The sequence below is a fragment of the Advenella sp. FME57 genome, from assembly GCF_014897675.1.
Lineage (GTDB): Bacteria > Pseudomonadota > Gammaproteobacteria > Burkholderiales > Burkholderiaceae_B > Advenella.
Genome location: NZ_JABUXU010000010.1, coordinates 58,442 through 76,903, shown reverse-complemented (window position 1 = coordinate 76,903; position 18,462 = coordinate 58,442). Strand labels below are relative to the sequence as shown.

Genomic DNA, 18,462 nt, shown 5'->3' with positions numbered 1-18,462 from the left:
CAGCACATTTGCTGCCCCTCAATAGCGGCGGTCGCGTGAAAGTGCCCAAGCGGCTTGTGCCGCTCCTTGAAGAAGGCCTCATCGACGCAGTGCTCAGCCAGCTCATGAGCGGCAAAGAAGCCACCGTGTATGTCGTACGCAGCGGCGACGCCACGCGATGCGCAAAAGTGTACAAAGATGCCAAACAACGCAGCTTCCGGCAGGCAGCGTCGTACCGGGACGGCCGCAAGGTACAAAATTCCAGGCAGGCCCGCGCCATGGAAAAAGGCAGCCGCTACGGTCGCCAGATGCAGGAAGAAGTCTGGCAGAACGCCGAAGTGGACGCATTATTCCGGCTGGCCAATGCCGGCGTGCGCGTACCCCAGCCCTATATATGCACCGACGGCGTGTTGCTGATGGAACTGGTTGTGGATGCAGAGGGCGATGTCGCGCCGCGACTGAACGACGTGGACCTGACCCAAGAACGTGCTCTGGAGCTGCACGCCATGCTGCTCAACCAGGTTGTACGCATGCTTTGCGCAGGCGTCATACACGGCGATCTGTCCGAATACAACATCCTGCTTGCCGCCGATGGCCCGGTCATTATTGATCTGCCTCAGGCCGTTGACGCCGCCGCGAACACAGAAGCGGGCGCGATGCTGGTTCGCGACGTGAACAACCTTGCAGCGTATTTTGGGCGCTTTGCTCCAGAACTTCTATCTGCCAGCTATGGCAAGGAAATGTGGGCGCTTTACGAAGCGGGCGAACTTAACGTGGATGTCGAACTGACCGGCTATGTCGAACCCGACGCTAGCCCCGTGGATATGGACAGCCTGCTGCTGGAACTGGAAGATAGTCGCCTGGAAGAAGAGGCGCGGGTGCGCCGCGAGCAGCAATTGACCAGCACCCAGTAAGGGCGCTGAGCAACAACACCTGCTGGGTTCCAGGTGTTCTTGACACACCGCTATTTGAACCTGACCAAATCCTTAAAGATCAATTTCCCCCAGGTATTACCGCTGCCGTGAACCAACGCGCCGCCTTCCTTGAGGGGCCCCAGCGCAATCGGTGCATAACCCAGTTGCTCCGCCAGCGCCGCGACCGGCGCCACGGCATGTTCATCATCGCTGGATAAAAACACGACACGGCTGCCACCATTTACGCTCGGATCAGCGCCCAGAACGGCAGCCACCAGGTGGTTAAAGCCCTTTACAACGCTGGCATCGGTAAACGCCTTGGCGACAACAGCGGCCGACGGCAAGCCTTCGAGCTCTTCCTCGGAAATGCCGTAGGCATTTGTCGCATCGACAATCGTCTTACCACGCCAGCTTGCCAATAGCTTGGCCACTTCGCGATGTTCCCGAAACGGCACGGCCAGGAAGATTATGTCGGATGCGATGGCCTCCTGCAGCGTCGTGGGTACAACGGTCGGGCCAATCGCTTGTGCCTGCTGCGTCAACGCCTCGGGCGCACGTCGGCCGGCAACGCTCACTTCGATGTTCTTTCTTGCGAATGCCCGGGCAAGCGCCTGGCCTACCGAACCAAAACCAATTATTGAATAACTCATGCTAACTCTCCATTGATGGGCCGTTGTGATTAACCACGAACCCACATTCATTGATGACCGGTAGCGGGTACAGATATGACCGCACCCGCCGGACAATCACCACAATTAATCCCGTCTTGTGATCGAGATTCCATATTGATCGGCACCACCCATGTCGTCTTTTTCAAGTTGACCGGGCCAGGCCGCACGCTTTTGGCGTGATTTTTGAACACTATTTTTGCTGCAAATGCTCGGTGCGACCTCAGATGGCCGCAGTGCCGCCATCAACATACAACTCCACGCCATTCACAAAACTCGAATCGTCTGAAGCAAGAAACAGCGCCGCTGTCGCAATTTCTTCAGGCTTGCCCATCTTTCCGCGCGGAACCAGGGATTCGAAAGCTCGAATTGTTTCTTCGTCAAAAAGCTGCTCTTGAATCGGCGTGGCGATCTGCCCGGGGCTAAGCACATTTACGCGGATTTTTCGGCTCTTCAGTTCGTTAAGCCATCCGCGTGCGAAGGCGTGCAACGCTGCCTTGCTCCCCGCATACACACTGAAATCTGGAAACCCTTTCACAGACGCAATGGAGCCGGTCATAAAGATCGACCCGCCATCATTGAACAATGGCAGCGCCTTCTGGACGGTAAACAGCGTGCCGCGCGTATTCAGGTTGAACGTCGTATCAAAATGCTGCTCGGTAATCTCGCCCAAAGCAACGGCTTCGCCCGTGCCGGCACTCGCATACAGAACGTCAATCTTGCCCTTCTCCCGTTTAACTGTATCGAACAGACGGTCAAGATCGTCTAAATGGGCCGAATCTGCACGCACGCCGGTCACGTTTCGCCCAATAAGCTTAACGGCCTCATCCAATGCCTCTTGCCTTCTGCCGGTGATAAACACATAGGCGCCCTCTTCAACAAATCGCTTGGCGCTGGCTAACGCCATGCCACTTGATCCACCCGTAACAACTGCAACCTTGCCTTCTAGCTTTCCCATAACAGTTCCTTTTGTGGCGTAAAGCCACGTTTCTATTCCCATTTGCACGAATGTGCTGTATCTTATGGATCAGTGATCCACATCATGAAGAAAATCATAAATTAATCATGATTGAAATATCCGGATCACTGATCCGTTTATTTAGAATACGGATCAGCGATCCATTTGTCAAGGAAATTTATGCGAGCAGACGCAAAAAAAAATTACGACCATGTTCTTTCAGTCGCGCGTGGCGTAGTTAGCGAACATGGCGCCGATGCGTCCATGCGGGATATCGCGCGCCGGGCCGGCGTGGGGTTGGCCACCCTGCTGCGCCATTTCCCCACGCGAGAGGCCTTGTTCGATGCCTTGCTGCGCGAGAATCTGGACGCACTCACGCAAAAGGCAGTTGAACTTGAAACGTCAGCGCCCCCAGACGAAGCACTCGTGTCGTGGTTTCGTGAAGGCGTGGCATTCGTTCTGAGCTATAGCGGCGTGGTGGCCTTGATGGCGAGCGCCCACGAGGACCCGGAGTCCGCGCTTTTCGCTTCCTGCTCAGCAGTGCACGAAGCGGGTGCAAGACTATTGCAGCGTGCCCAGACCGAGGGAACGGCGCGCACCGATATGCAAGGGATTGACCTGTTCGCCCTCATGTCTGCGCTCGGCTGGGTCGGGGACCAACCCGCATTTACGCCGCGGGGAGATTATCTTTTTGATCTTATTGCGAGTGCAATTTTGACAAACCAGCCTGGCAACGTGGTCAAGAAGGCCAAGAAAGCCAAAAAGGCACCAAAATAAAACGCAGGCAATGGTTGTCTGCAGATCGCCGGATGGCGGTTGCGATGATTGGCACCGGCGGCCATTTGTGCAAAAGTCCCGGCAAAGATAACCAATGCAGCGGCATCTTGTCGAAAGTGCTCAGCAACTGTTGACGAGGGCGATAAGACGTTGGAGCGGCCACTCACACATGTCGTGTGAGTGGCCGCTCTTGAATCTGTCGGCCATTAAATCCACAAATCATTCTGGGCCGTTCGTTCTCCTGTTTGCTCCCCGGTATTTAAAGTACCGTGCGGTTCTATCAGCATCAGTTTTACTTCTCTGGCGGCATAGGGTTTGTGCTCAACGCCTTTGGGAACGACATATAGCTCGCCTTGCCGCAGCAAGACGCTGCCATCGCGAAAGTCAATACGCAGCTCGCCCTCCAGCACGAGGAAGGCCTCATCAGTATCAAAGTGGGTATGCCAAATGAAATCGCCTTCCAGGCGGGCGATCTTGAACTGGTAGTCGTTCATTTGGGCCACGACCTTGGGTTTCCATTGTTCGCTGAAAAGACCGAACTTTTGAGCGAGGTTGATGACGTGATAGCTGTCTACGGGGGATGTATGTGTCATGCTGATATCTCGTTGAAAACAAAGAGATTTGCATAATAAAGAATGATGCGCTGCTCGTCTTGCACGATCGTGCAACTCATCGTCGCCGCTGCCCTATCGCAGCTGGCTGACCAGCTTCAGCCATCTCGCCGGGGGGATGCCATACGCAGACATGAACTGGCGCGACATATGGCTCTGGTCGAAAAAGCCTGCCGTTAACGCTGATTCGGCGACAGTCTTGCCCGACATCATCAGCCGCCGGGCAAAAGCCAGGCGACGCATGCTTAGGTAACGATAGGGACTGGTGCCATAGAGCGACCGGAAATCCCGGCATAACTGCCAACGATCCAAGCCACTGGCTTGTGCCAGCGTGTCCAATGTCATGCCCTGTTCGAGTGAGTCGTTGATATAGGCCCGAGCACGCTCCACCGCAATGAAGTCCGGTTGACGCCGGATGGTACGCGTGCCGGCGACGGCGACCAGCGCATGTGCAAGATCGCTCAGTGCGTTATCCTCTTGCATAGGGTCGGTATCCACGCCCACGCCCTGTAGTAATGGTTCCATTGCCGCCCGAAGCCGACCGTCCCTTGATAGCCCCCCTTCAATAAATGGCAGTGGCTTTCCGCCAAGGATCTGCTGGATCAAGGACGGTTCGATGTACACCATTCGATAATGAAAACCCGCTTCTGTGCCAGCCTCTCCGTCATGAAGCTCATCAGGGTGCAATACCAGAATCGTACCCGGAACGCTATGACGCTGGGCATAACGGTAATGGAAACGCTGCACACCATCCAGGGTGATCCCAATGGCATAAGTATCGTGTCGATGGGGTGCATAACCGTGGCCACGAAAATAGGCTTCGATACGCTCTATTTTTCCTGGCTGAGTAGCGTGTTGGACCCAATCGTGACGTGTCGGTTTGGACATCTCATTTATCACTTAAAACTCGGCCTGATATAAAAATACTGGCATTCTGATGCTTAATTATATATCTCCGAGTAAAGAAGACGAGTAGAAGGTAATCTCAAAGACCGTTCAGGGTTGCTCTGGCCATTATGGCTACGACCTCGCCGGTACCAGCGAATCCGACGATGTAGTCTGGATGCGGCGGTGGCGAAGTTGCGCAGTTGATCAGATCGCCGCCTTCAATGGCGACCGCTTCAGTGCAGATGATGACGCCATCCGGCGGGCATACCGGATCGGGAACCTCTTTGTAACGCAGGAAATCGGGAACGCCTGGTAGATCGTAGATGGCTGCTTTCTTCGCTCTCCTCATTCTGAGCTCACAGCGCTCATCCAGGCGCCGCCAAAGGACAAAGGGACTTGGGTCAGGGAACAGCCTGGAGGGAGCAACACACTGGCCAGGACTCAAGTGTCGGCCCTGTTCTCACCGTCCAGCATTTCGGCAACGACAGCGACTACGGATTGTCAGCCAGCGTCTGGACGCGCGATATCAACCGCGCCCTGCGCGTCGCTGGGGCGTTGGTCATTCACACTGCGGGCAAGGCCGCGGCGACACCCAGATGCCTGAGCCCGCCCTCCTCCTCAAGCCGAGATCCACCCGAGCGGAATAGGCACATTATGCGCCTGAGACACCAGCCCGAAGGCGTGATGGCCCTTTGCTGTAATAAAGACAATTGCCGCGATGAATGCCCCAAGACATTGAACTGGCGCACCCGATCGTCAACACGTTTGTACTCCAAGCCATCTGAAAGAACCATGTTATCCTCACTATCGACACAGCCTACTCTAGAGGAATCTCATCATGACCAAAGCATCCGATCTTTTCATCCAGTGCCTGGAGGAAGAGGAGGTGGAATATATTTTTGGGGTTCCCGGCGAGGAGAATCTCGATATGCTCGACAGCCTCAGCCGCTCGACCAAGATCCAGCTGATCCTTACCCGGCACGAGCAGGGGGCAGGCTTCATGGCCGCGACCTATGGCCGGCATACCGGCAAGACCGGCGTGTGCATGGCGACGCTGGGACCGGGCGCAACCAATTTGGTTACCGCCGCCGCCTATGCGCAGCTTGGTGGCATGCCGATCCTGATGGTCACCGGGCAAAAACCGATCAAGAAGTCGAAGCAAGGTCGCTTCCAAATCCTCGATGTGGTCGACATGATGAAGCCGCTGACCAAGTTCACCCACCAGCTCGCCAGCGCCGACAACATCCCCAGCCGTGTGCGCGAGGCCTTCCGGCTTGCCGAAGAGGAGAAGCCCGGCGCAACGCATATCGAGTTTCCCGAGGACGTCGCCGACGAAAAAACCGAATTGGTGCCGCTCAAGCGCAGCCACACGCGGCGGCCCAATGCCGATGTGAAGTCGGTACGCGCTGCGGCACATGCGCTCGAAAAGGCCAGGTCTCCAATTTTGGTGATCGGCGCAGGCGCCAACCGCACCATGACCAGCCGGATGCTGCTCCAGTTCATCGAAAAAACCGGCATCCCGTTCCTTACCACTCAGCTCGGCAAGGGTGTGATCGACGAACGTCACCCCAAGTTTGTCGGCTGCGCGGCCCTGTCGACGGGCGACTTTGTTCACCGCGCGGTCGAGGCCGCCGACCTTATCGTCAATATCGGTCATGACGTGATCGAGAAGCCGCCGTTCTTCATGCGGGCCGGCGGCACGCAGGTGATCCACATCTCGTCAAAAACCGCCGAGGTCGATTCGGTCTACTTCCCGCAGATCGAGGTTATCGGCGACATCGCCAACGCGGTCTGGCAGATCAAGCAAGACATCGTTCCCAATGGGGGCTGGACGTTCGACGCGATGCTGGCGGCACGCAAGGGTCAGGTCGCGCACACCGCGTCGCTCTCGGGCGATGCACGCTTTCCCATCTTCCCGTCCTTTCTGGTCGAACAGGTCCGCGCGGCGATGCCCGAAGACGGCATCATATGTCTCGACAACGGAGTGTACAAAATCTGGTTCGCGCGCGACTATCCGGCTTACCGCCCCAATACCGTGCTGCTCGATAATGCGCTCGCCACGATGGGCGCAGGCCTGCCCTCGGCAATGGCCTCGGCGATGGTCTATCCCAATCGCAAGGTGATGGCGATCTGCGGCGATGGCGGCTTCATGATGAACAGCCAGGAAATGGAAACCGCCGTTCGCTTAAAGCTCAACCTCACCGTGCTGATCCTTAATGACAACAGCTATGGAATGATCCGCTGGAAGCAGGCGCACATGGGCTTCAAGGACTGGGGTCTGACCTATGGCAACCCAGATTTCGTCAAGTACGCGGAAAGCTATGGCGCGTTCGGCCATCGCGCCCAAAGCGCCGAGCATCTCAAGCAGCTGCTCGCGCATACCCGCGACACGGCGGGCGTCCATCTGATCGACTGCCCTGTTGACTATTCGGAGAATGACCAAATCCTCCACACCGACATAAATACGCTGTCGAAAGAATTGCAATCGCTGCCCCTTTCCCCGGTTTCGCCGGAAAGCGGGATGCGCTCCGGGAGTGTCGAATGACCATGCTCAAGTCCGTCTATCCGCTCTATCTAAACAACGTGGCGCAACAGCCGAACGCCGATCTCGCAGTGACCGACAAGTTCACCGGCGAGGTCGCGTTCCGCGTCGCGCAGGCCGATGCCGCGACGATCGATGCGGCGATCGGGGGTGCGGTCGAGGCGGCAGAACCGATGGCTCGGATGGCTAGCTACGAGCGCCAGGCGGTACTCTCCCATTGCGTCACCCGTTTCACCGAGCGGTTCGACGAGCTCGCGTACGCGCTGTGCGTAGAGGCGGGCAAGCCGATCAAGGATAGCGAGGGTGAGGTCGGCCGGCTGATAGACACCTTCCGCATCGCCGCCGAGGAGTCGGTGCGGATGACCGGAGAGGTCCAGTCGCTCGACATTTCGGCGCGCGCCAAGGGCTATCAGGGCATCTGGAAGCGCGTGCCCATCGGACCGTGCTCATTCATCTCGCCCTTCAACTTTCCGCTCAACCTAGCCGCGCACGAGATCGCCCCGGCGCTTGCGGTAGGCTGTCCGTTCGTGATGAAACCGGCGAGCCGCACCCCCTTGGGCGCGATCATCATCGGTGAAGTGCTTGCCGAGACCGACCTACCTAAGGGCGCATTCTCCATCCTACCCGCCAGTCGCGACGGGGCCGACTTGTTCACCACCGACGACCGACTCAAGCTGCTCTCGTTCACCGGGTCGCCCGATGTCGGCTGGGACCTCAAGGCCCGCTGCGGCAAAAAGAAGGTGGTGCTCGAGCTAGGCGGCAATGCCGCGGTGATTGTCGATGCTGATGCCGATCTCGACGATGCGCTCGAACGCGTCATTTTCGGCGCCTTCTACCAGTCGGGGCAGAGCTGTATCGGAGTGCAGCGCATCATTATCCATGCCGATGTCTACGACCGTTTCCGCGACATGCTGATCGCCAGGACAAAGACCCTGGTAGCGGGCGACCCCAAGCAGCGCGACACGTTCATCGGCCCAATGATCCATTTCAAGGAAGCAATGCGGCTCGAAACCTGGGTCAACGAGGCGGTTGTCGCTGGCGGTAGGCTGCTCTGCGGCGGCAACCGCGACGGCGCGATGCTCGATGCCACCCTGCTCGAAGCCGTGCCTGCCAACACCAGGATTGTCACTGAAGAAGCGTTCGGCCCGGTCGCTTTGCTGTCGAGCTTCACTGATTTCAATGCCGCACTCGCCGAGGTCAACGCCTCCAAATTCGGGTTACAGGCGGGAGTCTTCACCCGCGATCTGTTCAAGATGTTCGACGCCTGGGATCATCTCGATGTCGGCGGGGTGGTGATCAACGACGTGCCCAGCTACCGCGTCGACAACATGCCCTATGGCGGGGTCAAGGATTCGGGCCTAGGCCGCGAAGGCGTGCGTTTCGCGATGGAAGACATGACCGAAATCCGCAACCTAGTGATTCGCCGACCGATCAGAGCAGGCGCGCTTCCTACAAGTCTGTAATGACGCAGCGCCCGTTCTGCAACGGCATGGCTGTTCGATCCCACGGCCGCAATCGCTTTGATTCCAAGTTGTTTGGCAGAGGCCTGGTCGATGGCGTCCATCCCTACGCCATGTCGACCAATGACCTTCAGTTTGCGAGAGGCTGCTAGTACGCGTTCATTGATTTTTCCGTAACGAGATAAGATGGCCACCGGCTGTTCGCGCTCGACGCGTGCAACTAATTCGTCTTGATTGAAGCGTGCGCCGGTGTAACAAGGACATTAGTCCTTTAACAAAGCGACCGCATCCGGATGGATTTTTTCTTCGGCAATAACGATGGCTTCTTGGGTCATTAATTTCTCACTTCATGGTGAAACGACGCTTAATGATCACGATACACCCGCTAGAGGTGCTCGCTGTCCGAGAGTGCTCCAGCTTTACGCAAAGCATCTTCAAGCCACGACGCAGAGGTATTGCCGCGCTGGATCTGATTCATGCGAGTGGCTTCGTCTGCCTCCTTTTTTGCTGCCAATGGCAAAAGCGCAGGGACATCCTTGCGCTCAAGGACGACCACACCGTCTACGTCCGCCACGACGAGATCTCCAGGGTACACTGTGACTCCGCCACAGCTCAACGGCATACCGATACGACCCGCTACGTTTTTCGTCGGGCCGTTAGGATTGGTTCCCACAGAAAACACGGGAAAACCCAGAGACTCGAGCTCCTCACGGTCTCGTACTGCACCGTCAACGACGACGCCAGCGAGGTGACGAACTTTGCAAGCGTTCATCATCAAAGCACCCATCAGCGCTGCGGTCATGTCGCTCTTGCCATCTATGACGAGCACATCGCCCGGCCTGGCTAGCGCGATCGCCGCATGAATCATAAGGTTATCGCCCGGACGCACATCGACAGTGAAGGCAGGCCCAGCGAGCTTCATGCCGGGCTCGACAGCCACAATGCGCCCATGCATCGCACCGCGGCGACCATTCACGTCGGCGAAAATCGCCGCTTGATACCGGCTGGCTTGCGCGACATGCTCGGCAGACACACGTTCGAAATTGCGATTTATGTTGGTGGACGTCATTGGGTCTTCACTCCCTTCCACTGCATTGATAGTAATGCCATTGTTCATTCCTTTTAATAGTAAATCAGTGACTTATCGCCGCCTCAACAAAGGCCTGCGTCACGCCATAGTATTTTCATGCGTTAATATCTTCACGCTACCAGTGAAGGGTCACACCTGCAGGCTCGCGCAAAAACGCCTGATCCGTACAAGCGCCTCGGTAAGGTGGCTCTCGCTGGCCGCGTACGAAATGCGGAAGTGGCCGGCGGTGCCGAACGCACTGCCCTGGACAACAGCCACGCCTTCGCCGCTCAGCAGTTCCAGTGCAAAGGACTCGTCGTTTTCGATCCGCACACCAGACGGTGTTTTTTTGCCGAAAGCCCCTTCGCAGGAGGGAAAGACATAGAAGGCACCTTCTGGTCGCAGGCAACGGATGCCGCTGCATTCGTTCAGGGCGTCCACCACCATGTCTCTGCGGCGACGGAATGCTTCGCGCCGGGTTGCAAGGTAGTCCTGTGGTCCGTCGAGCGCCTCAACTGCCGCCCATTGAGCCACCGAACTCGCAGCGGAGGTGACCTGCCCCTGGAGTACTTCCATGGCTTTGATCAGTTTGACAGGGCCGGCACCGTAACCGATGCGCCATCCGGTCATGGCATAGCCTTTGGATACACCGTTGATCGTGAGGGTGCGCTCTTTTAACCGAGGCTCCACCTGAGCGAGGGTACGGTACGCGAAATCGTCATAGACGAGGTGTTCATAAATGTCGTCGCACATGACCAGCACCTGGTCGTGGTCCACGATCACATCAGCAAGACTGCGCAGTTCCTGCTCGGTGTAGGCTGCGCCCGAGGGGTTCGACGGCGAGTTCAGAATCACCCACTTGGTCTTCGGCGTGATCGCTTTTGCCAGCGCTTCGGGGGTAAGCTTCAGCCCGTGGTCCATGCTGGTGGTCACAATGACAGGTTCGCCATTGCACAGCGCCACGATCTCCGGGTAGGACACCCAATAGGGGGCAGGGATGATGACCTCGTCGCCCTCGTTCAGGGTGGCAAGCAGTGCGTTGGCAATGACATGTTTGCCGCCGCTGCAAACGATGGTTTCCTCGCGTTGGTAAGAGAGGCCGTTTTCCCTCTCGAACTTCTTGGTGATAGCGTCGCGCAGTTCGGGAATGCCGCTGACAGGCGTATAGCGGGTTTTGCCGTCTGTGATGGCTCGAATGGCCGCGAGGCGAATATTATCGGGTGTATCGAAATCTGGCTCGCCCGTGCTCAAGGCGATGATGTCGCGGCCCTGTGCTGCCAAATCGCGTGCGCGCTGGGTCGCGCCAATGGTGCTCGACGGTTTGATACGGGAAAGTGAAGATGATAGATATGTCATAGGTTTCTCAAACAGCTCATGCGTGCCGGATGTCCGACACGAACTTCCTGGCGCGTGGGTGTTGGGGGTTGGTAAAAAATTCATCGGGTGTAGAACGTTCCACGATCGCGCCGGCGTCCATGAACAGGATCCGATCGGCCACCTCGCGCGCGAAGCCCATCTCGTGCGTTACGCACACCATCGTCATGCCATCGGCCGCGAGCTGCTTCATCACGTTCAAAACCTCGCCGACCATCTCCGGGTCAAGCGCGCTCGTCGGTTCGTCAAAAAGCATGACCGGTGGCTGCATGGCCAGAGCGCGTGCGATGGCCACACGTTGCTGCTGTCCGCCCGATAGCTGGGGGGGAAAGTCATCGGCTTTGCTCGCCAATCCAACTTTCTCCAGCAAGGCAAGAGACCGTTCACGCGCTTCCTGAGCTGACAAACGCGACACCGCCGTCGGGCCGATGGATACGTTCTGAAGGACGCTGAGATGTGGAAAAAGGTTAAAGCTCTGGAAGACGAAGCCGATACGGCTGCGCAGAGCGTTGACGTTGACATTCGGCGCATTGGTGTCCTGGCCATCAACCATGATCGTGCCGCCCGAGATTGGCTCAAGCCGGTTCACCGTGCGGATCAGTGTCGACTTGCCCGATCCCGAAGGCCCGCAGACAACAACGACTTCGCCCTTGGCGATCGTCTCGGTGATACCGTCTAGCGCTTTGTACTCACCGTAGTATTTCTGGACTTCCTGGAAGACGATCATTTTAGACACTCCTTGGCATCACACGGCGACGCTCATTGATTGTTTTTTCCAGCTTCTCGACCGCCAGACTAAGCGACCAGCAGATGAGGAAGTAGGTTGCAGCCAAAATCAGGTACACCTTGAAAGGTTGGGTGAGTAGCTGCGCGTTGACCTGATATGCGGCGTAGGTCAGTTCGTTTACGCTGATGATGTAGCCCAGCGACGTGTTTTTGATGAGATTGATGAATTGATTGAGGATGCTCGGCGTCATATTCACGAGCGCCTGCGGCAGCACGATCTTTCGCATCGTTTGCACGTAGGTCATCCCGATGGCGCGTGCGGCTTCTACCTGACCCTTTGGTATGGCTTCGATGCCCGCACGTACCACCTCGCCCATGAAGGCGAGTTCATACAACACCAGCGCGCAGATGACAGTGGTGACCCCGGAGACAGAGCGACCGATCACCAGAGGCACGATGAAGTAGGCCCAGAAGATCAGCAACAACACAGGCAGTCCGCGCACGGCATTGACGATCAGGCCAGCGCCTAGACGGAACGCACGAAATGGACTCGTGCGTGCCATGCCGATCAACACGGCCAAGGGGAACGAAATCACAAGTCCGGCAATGGCCAGGCACAGAGTGAGGGCGAGGCCGCCCAAGGGACCGTAAGGGTACTGACCAACCAAGAGTAACAGCCCATACCTGTCCAGAATATCGATCATGCAGTTCTCCTTGTGTTCTTCAGGCGTTCACTCCAATAGTGGCCGACGAAGATCAGCACGAATGAACAGATCCAGTAGAAGACCGAAGCGACGGCGAAGGCTTCAAAGGTGCGAAAGCTCTCATTCTCTATCTGGCGTGATGCGTAGGTGATTTCCGCAAGACCTACGGTCATCGCCAGGCTGGTCGACTTGAACAGGCTCAGCGATTGGTTCACCAGCGGTGGCAAGGCTGCCCGCAGCGCCTGTGGAACGAGTACGATGCGCATGGACTGCAGGTAGGTCATGCCGATCGCCCGCGCGGCTTCCAACTGGCTGTGTGGCAGTGACCGCAGGCCGCTGCGCAGATCCTCCGACATGTACGCGGCACAATTCCAGGAGAGAGCGATCCACACCAGGACGAACTCGCTGTCGTGCGTGTTGATCCAGGTCTGCCCTGCTTCTGGCAGGAGCTGTGGCACACCGAAGTACCATAGAAAGACCTGAACCAGTTGCGGCACGTTGCGGTGGTAGGCGACAAACGCCTTGGTAAACGCCGCCAGCAAACTGACGCCGGACTGTCGCAAGGCGAGTAGAAAAAGCGATAGTACGAAGCCCGCGAGCCAGCATGCAGCAAAGAGTACCAGCGTCATTGTTGCACCGGCCAGCAGCCAGCTTAGGTACTTGCCCTGAAGCACCACACCGAAATTGAGTAGTTCCATAGTGCCAACGATGAAGAGTTACAGGGATCGATCAAAGGTCAGACAAGGGAGTCAGCTTCTTTTCGCGGGGAATCTTGAACTTCGTGCTTGGGCCGTACCACTTGTTCCACATGACATCGAGCTGACCGCTGTCTTCCATCAGGTGCAGTGCCTTGTTCACGGCGTCGAGCAACTCGGGCTCGCCTTTTTTAATGCCAAGACCGGTCGGCTCGAAGAACAAGGACTCGTCCAGGAATCTGAACTTGCCTTCGCCTTGGTCGACAAAACGTGCGCCCGCCGCCTGGCCGATCGCAAGGCCCTGCACTTTGCCTTGCGCCAGCGCCAGGAATGCAGTGGAGCTGTCCTGATAGGTCACCACTTCAGCGCTAGGAATCCGTTCTCGTGTGAAGGTCTCAGGAGTGCTGCCTTTGTTGGCGCTGATTTTTTTTCCAGCCAGATCAGCAAAGGTTTTGATACCCGACGAATTCGAAACAACGATTTTGATGGGTAACTGGTAATGAATGTCGGAGTATGCAATTCGCGTAGCCCTCTCCTTGGTGTAGCCCATGGCGGCAGCGACCACGTCAACGCGTCCCAGGCTAAGTTCGGGAATGCGTGCTTCTACGGCGATAGGCTTGTGTTCGAGAGTGACGCCCAATCGCTTGGCCAACGCATTGCAAAGGTCAATGTCAAAACCGACATACTGACGGGTGCGCGGGTCCTGAAAAGCCAGAGGCTCAGTCCCCGACAGCGTGGCGCAAACCAAGCGACCCCGACTCTTGATCTCCTCCAGACGATTGGCGTGTGCGGTGGTAGCAACGCCTGAAAGCGCAACGAGCAGGCAGCAACCTAGCGCCTGCCGGGAAATGGTCTTGAATGTGGTGAACATGTGGCCTCCTTCTGAATGGGGCGATTTCATTTGTGATGGCCCCAGGTCTTGGAACCGATTGGTGATTTATGCTTTTCCGTCAGGTGTCTTGGATCAGACTTTGCGAATGGCCCTCTGTCCGACTGGACGACTTCCTGTGGGCGCTCGTTGACAAACAGCTGGAACACATCGGGGCGCGCGTAATGGCCAGTGACATCGAGGTCGTATTTGCCGCGAATGGTATCGTCCAGGTCGATCTCAGCCACCATTACGGCTGCACCCTCGAAATTGGGGCCTGCCAGAAAGTTCCCGAAGGGATCGACGATGCAGCTTCCACCCCGGGTCAGCGGTTGTGCGGGGTCCGAACTTGCTACGCTCACATAGTCTGACGGATAGTCAGAAGCGGTGGCGTACTGGTTGGCGCTAAACACAAAGCAACGCCCCTCCATAGCGATGTGCTGCATCGAAGCTGGCCAGATGTCGCTGCTGGCAAGCGTTGGTGCACAGTACAGTTCGATGCCTTTCGAGTACATGGTAGTGCGTAGCAAAGGCATGTAATTTTCCCAGCAAATCACCGCACCGAGCCTGCCCAAATCTGTCGCATACACGGGAAGCGTAGAGCCGTCCCCGAAACCCCAGATGGTTCGCTCGCTGCCGGTGGGCATCAGCTTGCGATGTTTGCCCAGGAAGTTTCCCTTGTTGTCGAAAAAAACGACGGTGCAGTAAAGGGTACCGCCCGCTCGTTCAACCACACCTGTGACCAAATACACGCCAAGGTCTTTGGCCAGTACGGCGAGTTCGTCGATGTAAGGGCCGGGCACATCAATGGCGTTGCGGTGATAGCGCAGGAACTCGTCCCGGCCTTGCTCACTTCTGCCACCAACGTAGGCGCCGAATGTACTGCCCTTGGGATAAGTACCGAGCATTGCTTCAGGAAAGACGACTAGCGAGGCACCCTGATCACGCGCCTGATTCGCCAGCTCTTTCATGCGCAGCATGGTCCGATAGTTGTCGAAGGCGACTGCAGCCGACTGCACGACTGCAGCCTTAAATATTTTTTGCATGATATGTATAATGAAATATAGGTATTAGTAATGCGCTTGTGGCGAAGTTAGTCCAAACTCATTGGCGCTTGATCTTGCCCTTGCGTACTGTTTCGGCCCACTTGGCCGATTCCTTCTGTAAAAAGGTGGCAAACTCGGCCGGAGTATTGCCGATGGGCTGCGCGCCAATTTCAGCGAAACGCTGCTTCAACGCTTCGTCCTGAAGTGACTCGACCACTGCCTTGTGCAGACGGTCGATGACCGCTTCGGGCGTGCCCGCCGGCAGCAGCAGGCCAGCCCATTCGTACACCTCGAAGCCTGGCAACGCACTCTCGGCAACGGCAGGCACGTCGGGCAGCAAAGGGGAACGTTCAGCAGAGGAAATCGCCAACGCGCGTAACTTGCCCGCCGAGATCAGCGGATAGCACGCTGCGATATTGCTGAACATGACATCGACCTGCCCTCCCATCGTGTCCGAGATCGCTGGCCCGCCGCTCTTATAAGGCACGTGCAGCATATCCAGACCGAGACCCTGCCGATACAGCTCGGTTGCCATGCGCTGCACCGTGCCGCTGCCTCCTGAAGCAAAGGTCAGCTTGCCGGGTTGGTCCTTGGCGCGGGCGATCAGGTCTGCCTGGTCCTTGATCGATGACTCCTTGCGCACGACCAGCACGTTGGGCATCATGGTGATCAGCGACAGTGGCTGAAAATCCTTGTTGGTAAACGGCAGGCTTTTGAACAGCGCCTGATTGATGGAGGACGGCGTCGCGTCATACAGCAGGGTATATCCGTCAGCCGGCGCACGTGCCACAAGGGATTTGCCAATAATGCCGCTTGCCCCGGGTCTGTTGTCCACGATCACGCTGGTACCCAGATTGGTGCCCATGCGCACCGCCAGTTGTCGAGCCAAAGCGTCGGCCGCTCCGCCAGGCGCGTAGGGTACGACGATGGTCACAGGGCGCTCAGGATAGGCCGCAAGTGCAGCACCGGCAAGCAAGGAACTGGCGAGAAAAAAGGTTTTCAGAATGGTTTTCATTGGGTGTCTGCCAGAGAGATTTATTGTTCGATCAGTGGGCCATCTCAGGCAGACCGTGTTCCAATCGCGGGCGTGGTGGAAGACCGAAAGCTTCAGGCGCGGGAACGCCCATGCGGGCAGTGCCAGGCCCGAAACGCTCGGCAAATTCGGGCGCAAGAGGACGCACATCTGTGCGCATCCAAAGCCGTAGTAGATGGCGCTTCTTGTCCTCCTCTTCGTAATCTTCGAAGGCCGTGCGCGAATGCACTGTCACGTGGTTGTTCAATAGCTGCATATCGCCCGGCTCCATCTCCATCTCGAAGCACAGTGACTTGCTGCCGGCGAGTTCGTCGAAAAGATCCATCGCTTCAACTTGCTCAGGCGTCGCCGGAATGCCGCTCTTCTCGAACGCAGGTTCTATCGCGTTGCGAAGGTAACGACAGCTGAGCTTGCCTTCGAAGAGACTGAATACCGGAATGCGGTGCTCGGACAGCGGGGTGCGACCCGGCAAGTGCTCCCCCTTCAGGTCATAGAAGAACCCCGCAAACAGCGGTTCGAGCAGTTCGGGCTTGCGCTTTAGTATTTCATTGTGAATTGAGGTCGTACTTGTGATGCGACTGAGGCCACCGGTGCGCGACACGCGCAGACATAAGAGACCCACGACGTCGCAGTTGTCGCAATGGAAGTTGAGCTTGGCGCTGGTGTTGTAGCCACGTGTCTTATGGCCGTACTTCACCCCTTCATCTTTCACATGGCCGAGTAAGTGCGCACGCGAGTTCTGCGTGACCGGTTGCCCAAGATGCCGGCCGATGCCCCAGTAGATCCGCGATGCGTCGTCCTTCGAGTAGTTCAGAACCGGCAGGCCCCGCAGCACAGCCATGCCAATGCCGTCTTCGACTTGTGCGGCTACTTTGTTTAGCATCACCAGGGTCTTGTCTAGAGGAAAGTCCTCTTTTGTGATGTCGGTGATCGGCATGTGCTTCACCTTCTCCAAAGCAGCGTCAAGCTCGGCGATCTGCTCTGGCGTGAAGCGATAAATCCAGCTTTGATCGCCGTTTACTTGGGCTGCCGTCCACGCGCTGGCATCTTCAATAGGTTTGCGTTGTTTCACTTTGGTCTCCCTGAGCGGTGAAAAGGTATTGGGCGTACTGCCTACGATTGCTATGGTATGATCGGTTGAAGAATAAAAAAAGCGATATTTATCGATTCTTTATTATCGTCAAATGGAATGAGATAGAGTCATGACTTTCAAACAGCTGGAGGCATTCTTCTGGGTCGTACAGTTGGGTGGATTCGCACACGCCGCAAACAAGCTCGCGACGACGCAGTCCGCTGTGTCCAAGCGCGTGCAGGAACTCGAGGAAACTGTTAAAACGCAGCTCTTCGACCGCTCGCAAAGAACTGCGCGCTTGACCGAGAAAGGTGAAGAAATGTTCTTTATCGCCAAGCGCTTTCTACGCCAGCGCGAGGAAGCACTTGAGCAGTTCGAACGCCCCGAGGTAGTGGAGCGTCGTCTGCGTATTGGCATGACCGAGCTTCCCGCTATGACATGGCTCCCGCGACTGGTCAACGCGGTGCAGAGCCGCTACCCCAAGGCGCACTTCGAGCCAGACGTCGACGACAGTTTTAGCCTGCGCGAGAAAGTCCTGAGCGAACGTCTTGATTTAATTGTTGTGCCCGACCTCTTCGAGGATGTCCGCCTGCTAAAGACACGCATCGGTGCCGTGCGAAATGCTTGGATGTGCAAGCCGGGCCTCATAGACACGAAGTCTAAGCTTCGCGTCCACGATATTGCCCAGCGGCGCCTTCTCACTCAGGGCCAACTATCGGCGACTGGCGTTCTTTACGAAGATTGGTTCAAGGCAGCAGGGCTGGAGCCCGTCGAGCGCATCACAAGCAATAATCTCGTGGCGATTATCGGTATGACGGTCTCTGGACTTGGCGTGAGCCATCTACCCGTGCATTGCCTAAAACCGATGATCGATGCTGGTCTGCTGCAGGTATTACATGTCACGCCAGTTGTGCCCGATGTGCCTTTTGTCGCTGTTCAGCGCGCAGATCGACGAAGCACCTTGGTGACGGACCTGGTCCGGCTGGCCAGGGATTGCTGCTCATTTGACAGGCCCTTCCAGGCGGCCACTGAATCGGCTTGAAATGATCGATAACAAACAGGTTGTTCTTCCTTTTCA

At 57.0% G+C, this 18,462-nt stretch carries 19 protein-coding genes and 1 pseudogene; 5 read left to right on the top strand and 15 right to left on the bottom strand.

The window, feature by feature from the left end; translation table 11 throughout:
* The first annotated feature begins 35 nt into the window (after positions 1 to 35).
* Entirely contained in the window at positions 36 to 893 is an 858-nt protein-coding gene (locus INT32_RS12985) for a PA4780 family RIO1-like protein kinase (RefSeq protein WP_193089161.1), read from the top strand.
* 50 nt (positions 894 to 943) lie between these two features.
* Here the strand turns inward: INT32_RS12985 and INT32_RS12980 are convergent, their stop codons facing one another.
* Both INT32_RS12980 and INT32_RS12975 read right to left on the bottom strand, forming a co-directional pair.
* Entirely contained in the window at positions 944 to 1,543 is a 600-nt protein-coding gene (locus tag INT32_RS12980) for an NADPH-dependent F420 reductase (RefSeq protein WP_193089160.1), read from the bottom strand.
* A gap of 241 nt (positions 1,544 to 1,784) precedes the next feature.
* The gene (locus tag INT32_RS12975; protein ID WP_193089259.1) at positions 1,785 to 2,519 is read right to left on the bottom strand and encodes an SDR family NAD(P)-dependent oxidoreductase; all 735 of its coding nucleotides are present in this window, start codon (positions 2,517 to 2,519) and stop codon (positions 1,785 to 1,787) included.
* Positions 2,520 to 2,699: 180 nt separating this feature from the next.
* Between INT32_RS12975 and INT32_RS12970 the strand changes: the two genes are divergently transcribed.
* A complete protein-coding gene (locus INT32_RS12970) occupies positions 2,700 to 3,296 on the top strand; it encodes a TetR/AcrR family transcriptional regulator (protein ID WP_193089159.1) in 597 nt (198 codons plus the stop codon).
* A 206-nt stretch (positions 3,297 to 3,502) separates the two neighbouring features.
* Here INT32_RS12970 and INT32_RS12965 read toward each other — a convergent pair whose 3' ends face one another.
* The 3 genes from INT32_RS12965 to INT32_RS12955 form a co-directional block, all read right to left on the bottom strand.
* Positions 3,503 to 3,889, bottom strand: coding sequence for a cupin domain-containing protein (locus INT32_RS12965; protein ID WP_193089158.1), 387 nt, complete (start codon positions 3,887 to 3,889; stop codon positions 3,503 to 3,505).
* A 93-nt stretch (positions 3,890 to 3,982) separates the two neighbouring features.
* Positions 3,983 to 4,795 (bottom strand): AraC family transcriptional regulator, encoded by an 813-nt coding sequence (locus INT32_RS12960; protein WP_193089157.1) that lies wholly within the window; start codon positions 4,793 to 4,795, stop codon positions 3,983 to 3,985.
* 97 nt (positions 4,796 to 4,892) lie between these two features.
* Positions 4,893 to 5,144, bottom strand: a complete 252-nt coding sequence (locus tag INT32_RS12955) for a zinc-binding alcohol dehydrogenase family protein (protein ID WP_193089156.1) — start codon at positions 5,142 to 5,144, stop codon at positions 4,893 to 4,895.
* Positions 5,145 to 5,633: 489 nt separating this feature from the next.
* On the opposite strand from INT32_RS12955, the gene INT32_RS12950 reads away from it, so the two are divergent.
* Entirely contained in the window at positions 5,634 to 7,340 is a 1,707-nt protein-coding gene (locus tag INT32_RS12950; RefSeq protein ID WP_193089155.1) for an acetolactate synthase large subunit, read from the top strand.
* Positions 7,341 to 7,342: 2 nt separating this feature from the next.
* Positions 7,343 to 8,800 (top strand): aldehyde dehydrogenase family protein, encoded by a 1,458-nt coding sequence (locus INT32_RS12945; protein ID WP_226817026.1) that lies wholly within the window; start codon positions 7,343 to 7,345, stop codon positions 8,798 to 8,800.
* A gap of 20 nt (positions 8,801 to 8,820) precedes the next feature.
* Here INT32_RS12945 and INT32_RS22395 read toward each other — a convergent pair.
* From INT32_RS22395 to INT32_RS12900, 10 genes and pseudogenes are all read right to left on the bottom strand, one after another.
* Positions 8,821 to 9,018: pseudogene (locus INT32_RS22395) on the bottom strand (3-phosphoglycerate dehydrogenase); the annotation flags it as partial.
* A gap of 164 nt (positions 9,019 to 9,182) precedes the next feature.
* Positions 9,183 to 9,866 carry an RraA family protein gene (locus INT32_RS12940; RefSeq protein ID WP_193089153.1) on the bottom strand — a complete coding sequence of 228 codons (684 nt, stop codon included), beginning with the start codon at positions 9,864 to 9,866 and terminating at the stop codon, positions 9,183 to 9,185.
* Positions 9,867 to 10,016: 150 nt separating this feature from the next.
* Positions 10,017 to 11,222 carry a pyridoxal phosphate-dependent aminotransferase gene (locus tag INT32_RS12935; RefSeq protein ID WP_193089152.1) on the bottom strand — a complete coding sequence of 402 codons (1,206 nt, stop codon included), beginning with the start codon at positions 11,220 to 11,222 and terminating at the stop codon, positions 10,017 to 10,019.
* A 16-nt stretch (positions 11,223 to 11,238) separates the two neighbouring features.
* Positions 11,239 to 11,967 (bottom strand): amino acid ABC transporter ATP-binding protein, encoded by a 729-nt coding sequence (locus INT32_RS12930; protein WP_193089151.1) that lies wholly within the window; start codon positions 11,965 to 11,967, stop codon positions 11,239 to 11,241.
* 1 nt (position 11,968) lies between these two features.
* Entirely contained in the window at positions 11,969 to 12,670 is a 702-nt protein-coding gene (locus INT32_RS12925) for an amino acid ABC transporter permease (RefSeq protein ID WP_193089150.1), read from the bottom strand.
* Entirely contained in the window at positions 12,667 to 13,368 is a 702-nt protein-coding gene (locus tag INT32_RS12920; protein WP_193089149.1) for an amino acid ABC transporter permease, read from the bottom strand. Before INT32_RS12920 ends, INT32_RS12925 begins: the two co-directional genes overlap by 4 nt.
* Before the next feature lie 31 nt (positions 13,369 to 13,399).
* Positions 13,400 to 14,236: a transporter substrate-binding domain-containing protein gene (locus tag INT32_RS12915; protein ID WP_193089148.1), complete on the bottom strand. Its 837-nt coding sequence runs from the start codon at positions 14,234 to 14,236 to the stop codon at positions 13,400 to 13,402.
* 26 nt (positions 14,237 to 14,262) lie between these two features.
* Complete coding sequence (locus INT32_RS12910) at positions 14,263 to 15,279, bottom strand: nitrilase-related carbon-nitrogen hydrolase (protein WP_193089147.1); 1,017 nt, start codon at positions 15,277 to 15,279, stop codon at positions 14,263 to 14,265.
* A 58-nt stretch (positions 15,280 to 15,337) separates the two neighbouring features.
* Positions 15,338 to 16,294 carry a tripartite tricarboxylate transporter substrate binding protein gene (locus tag INT32_RS12905; RefSeq protein ID WP_193089146.1) on the bottom strand — a complete coding sequence of 319 codons (957 nt, stop codon included), beginning with the start codon at positions 16,292 to 16,294 and terminating at the stop codon, positions 15,338 to 15,340.
* 31 nt (positions 16,295 to 16,325) lie between these two features.
* On the bottom strand, positions 16,326 to 17,384 hold the full coding sequence (locus INT32_RS12900; protein WP_193089145.1) for a TauD/TfdA family dioxygenase: 1,059 nt from the start codon (positions 17,382 to 17,384) through the stop codon (positions 16,326 to 16,328).
* 130 nt (positions 17,385 to 17,514) lie between these two features.
* Between INT32_RS12900 and INT32_RS12895 the strand changes: the two genes are divergently transcribed.
* Positions 17,515 to 18,426 carry a LysR family transcriptional regulator gene (locus INT32_RS12895; RefSeq protein ID WP_193089144.1) on the top strand — a complete coding sequence of 304 codons (912 nt, stop codon included), beginning with the start codon at positions 17,515 to 17,517 and terminating at the stop codon, positions 18,424 to 18,426.
* The last annotated feature ends 36 nt before the right edge of the window (positions 18,427 to 18,462 follow it).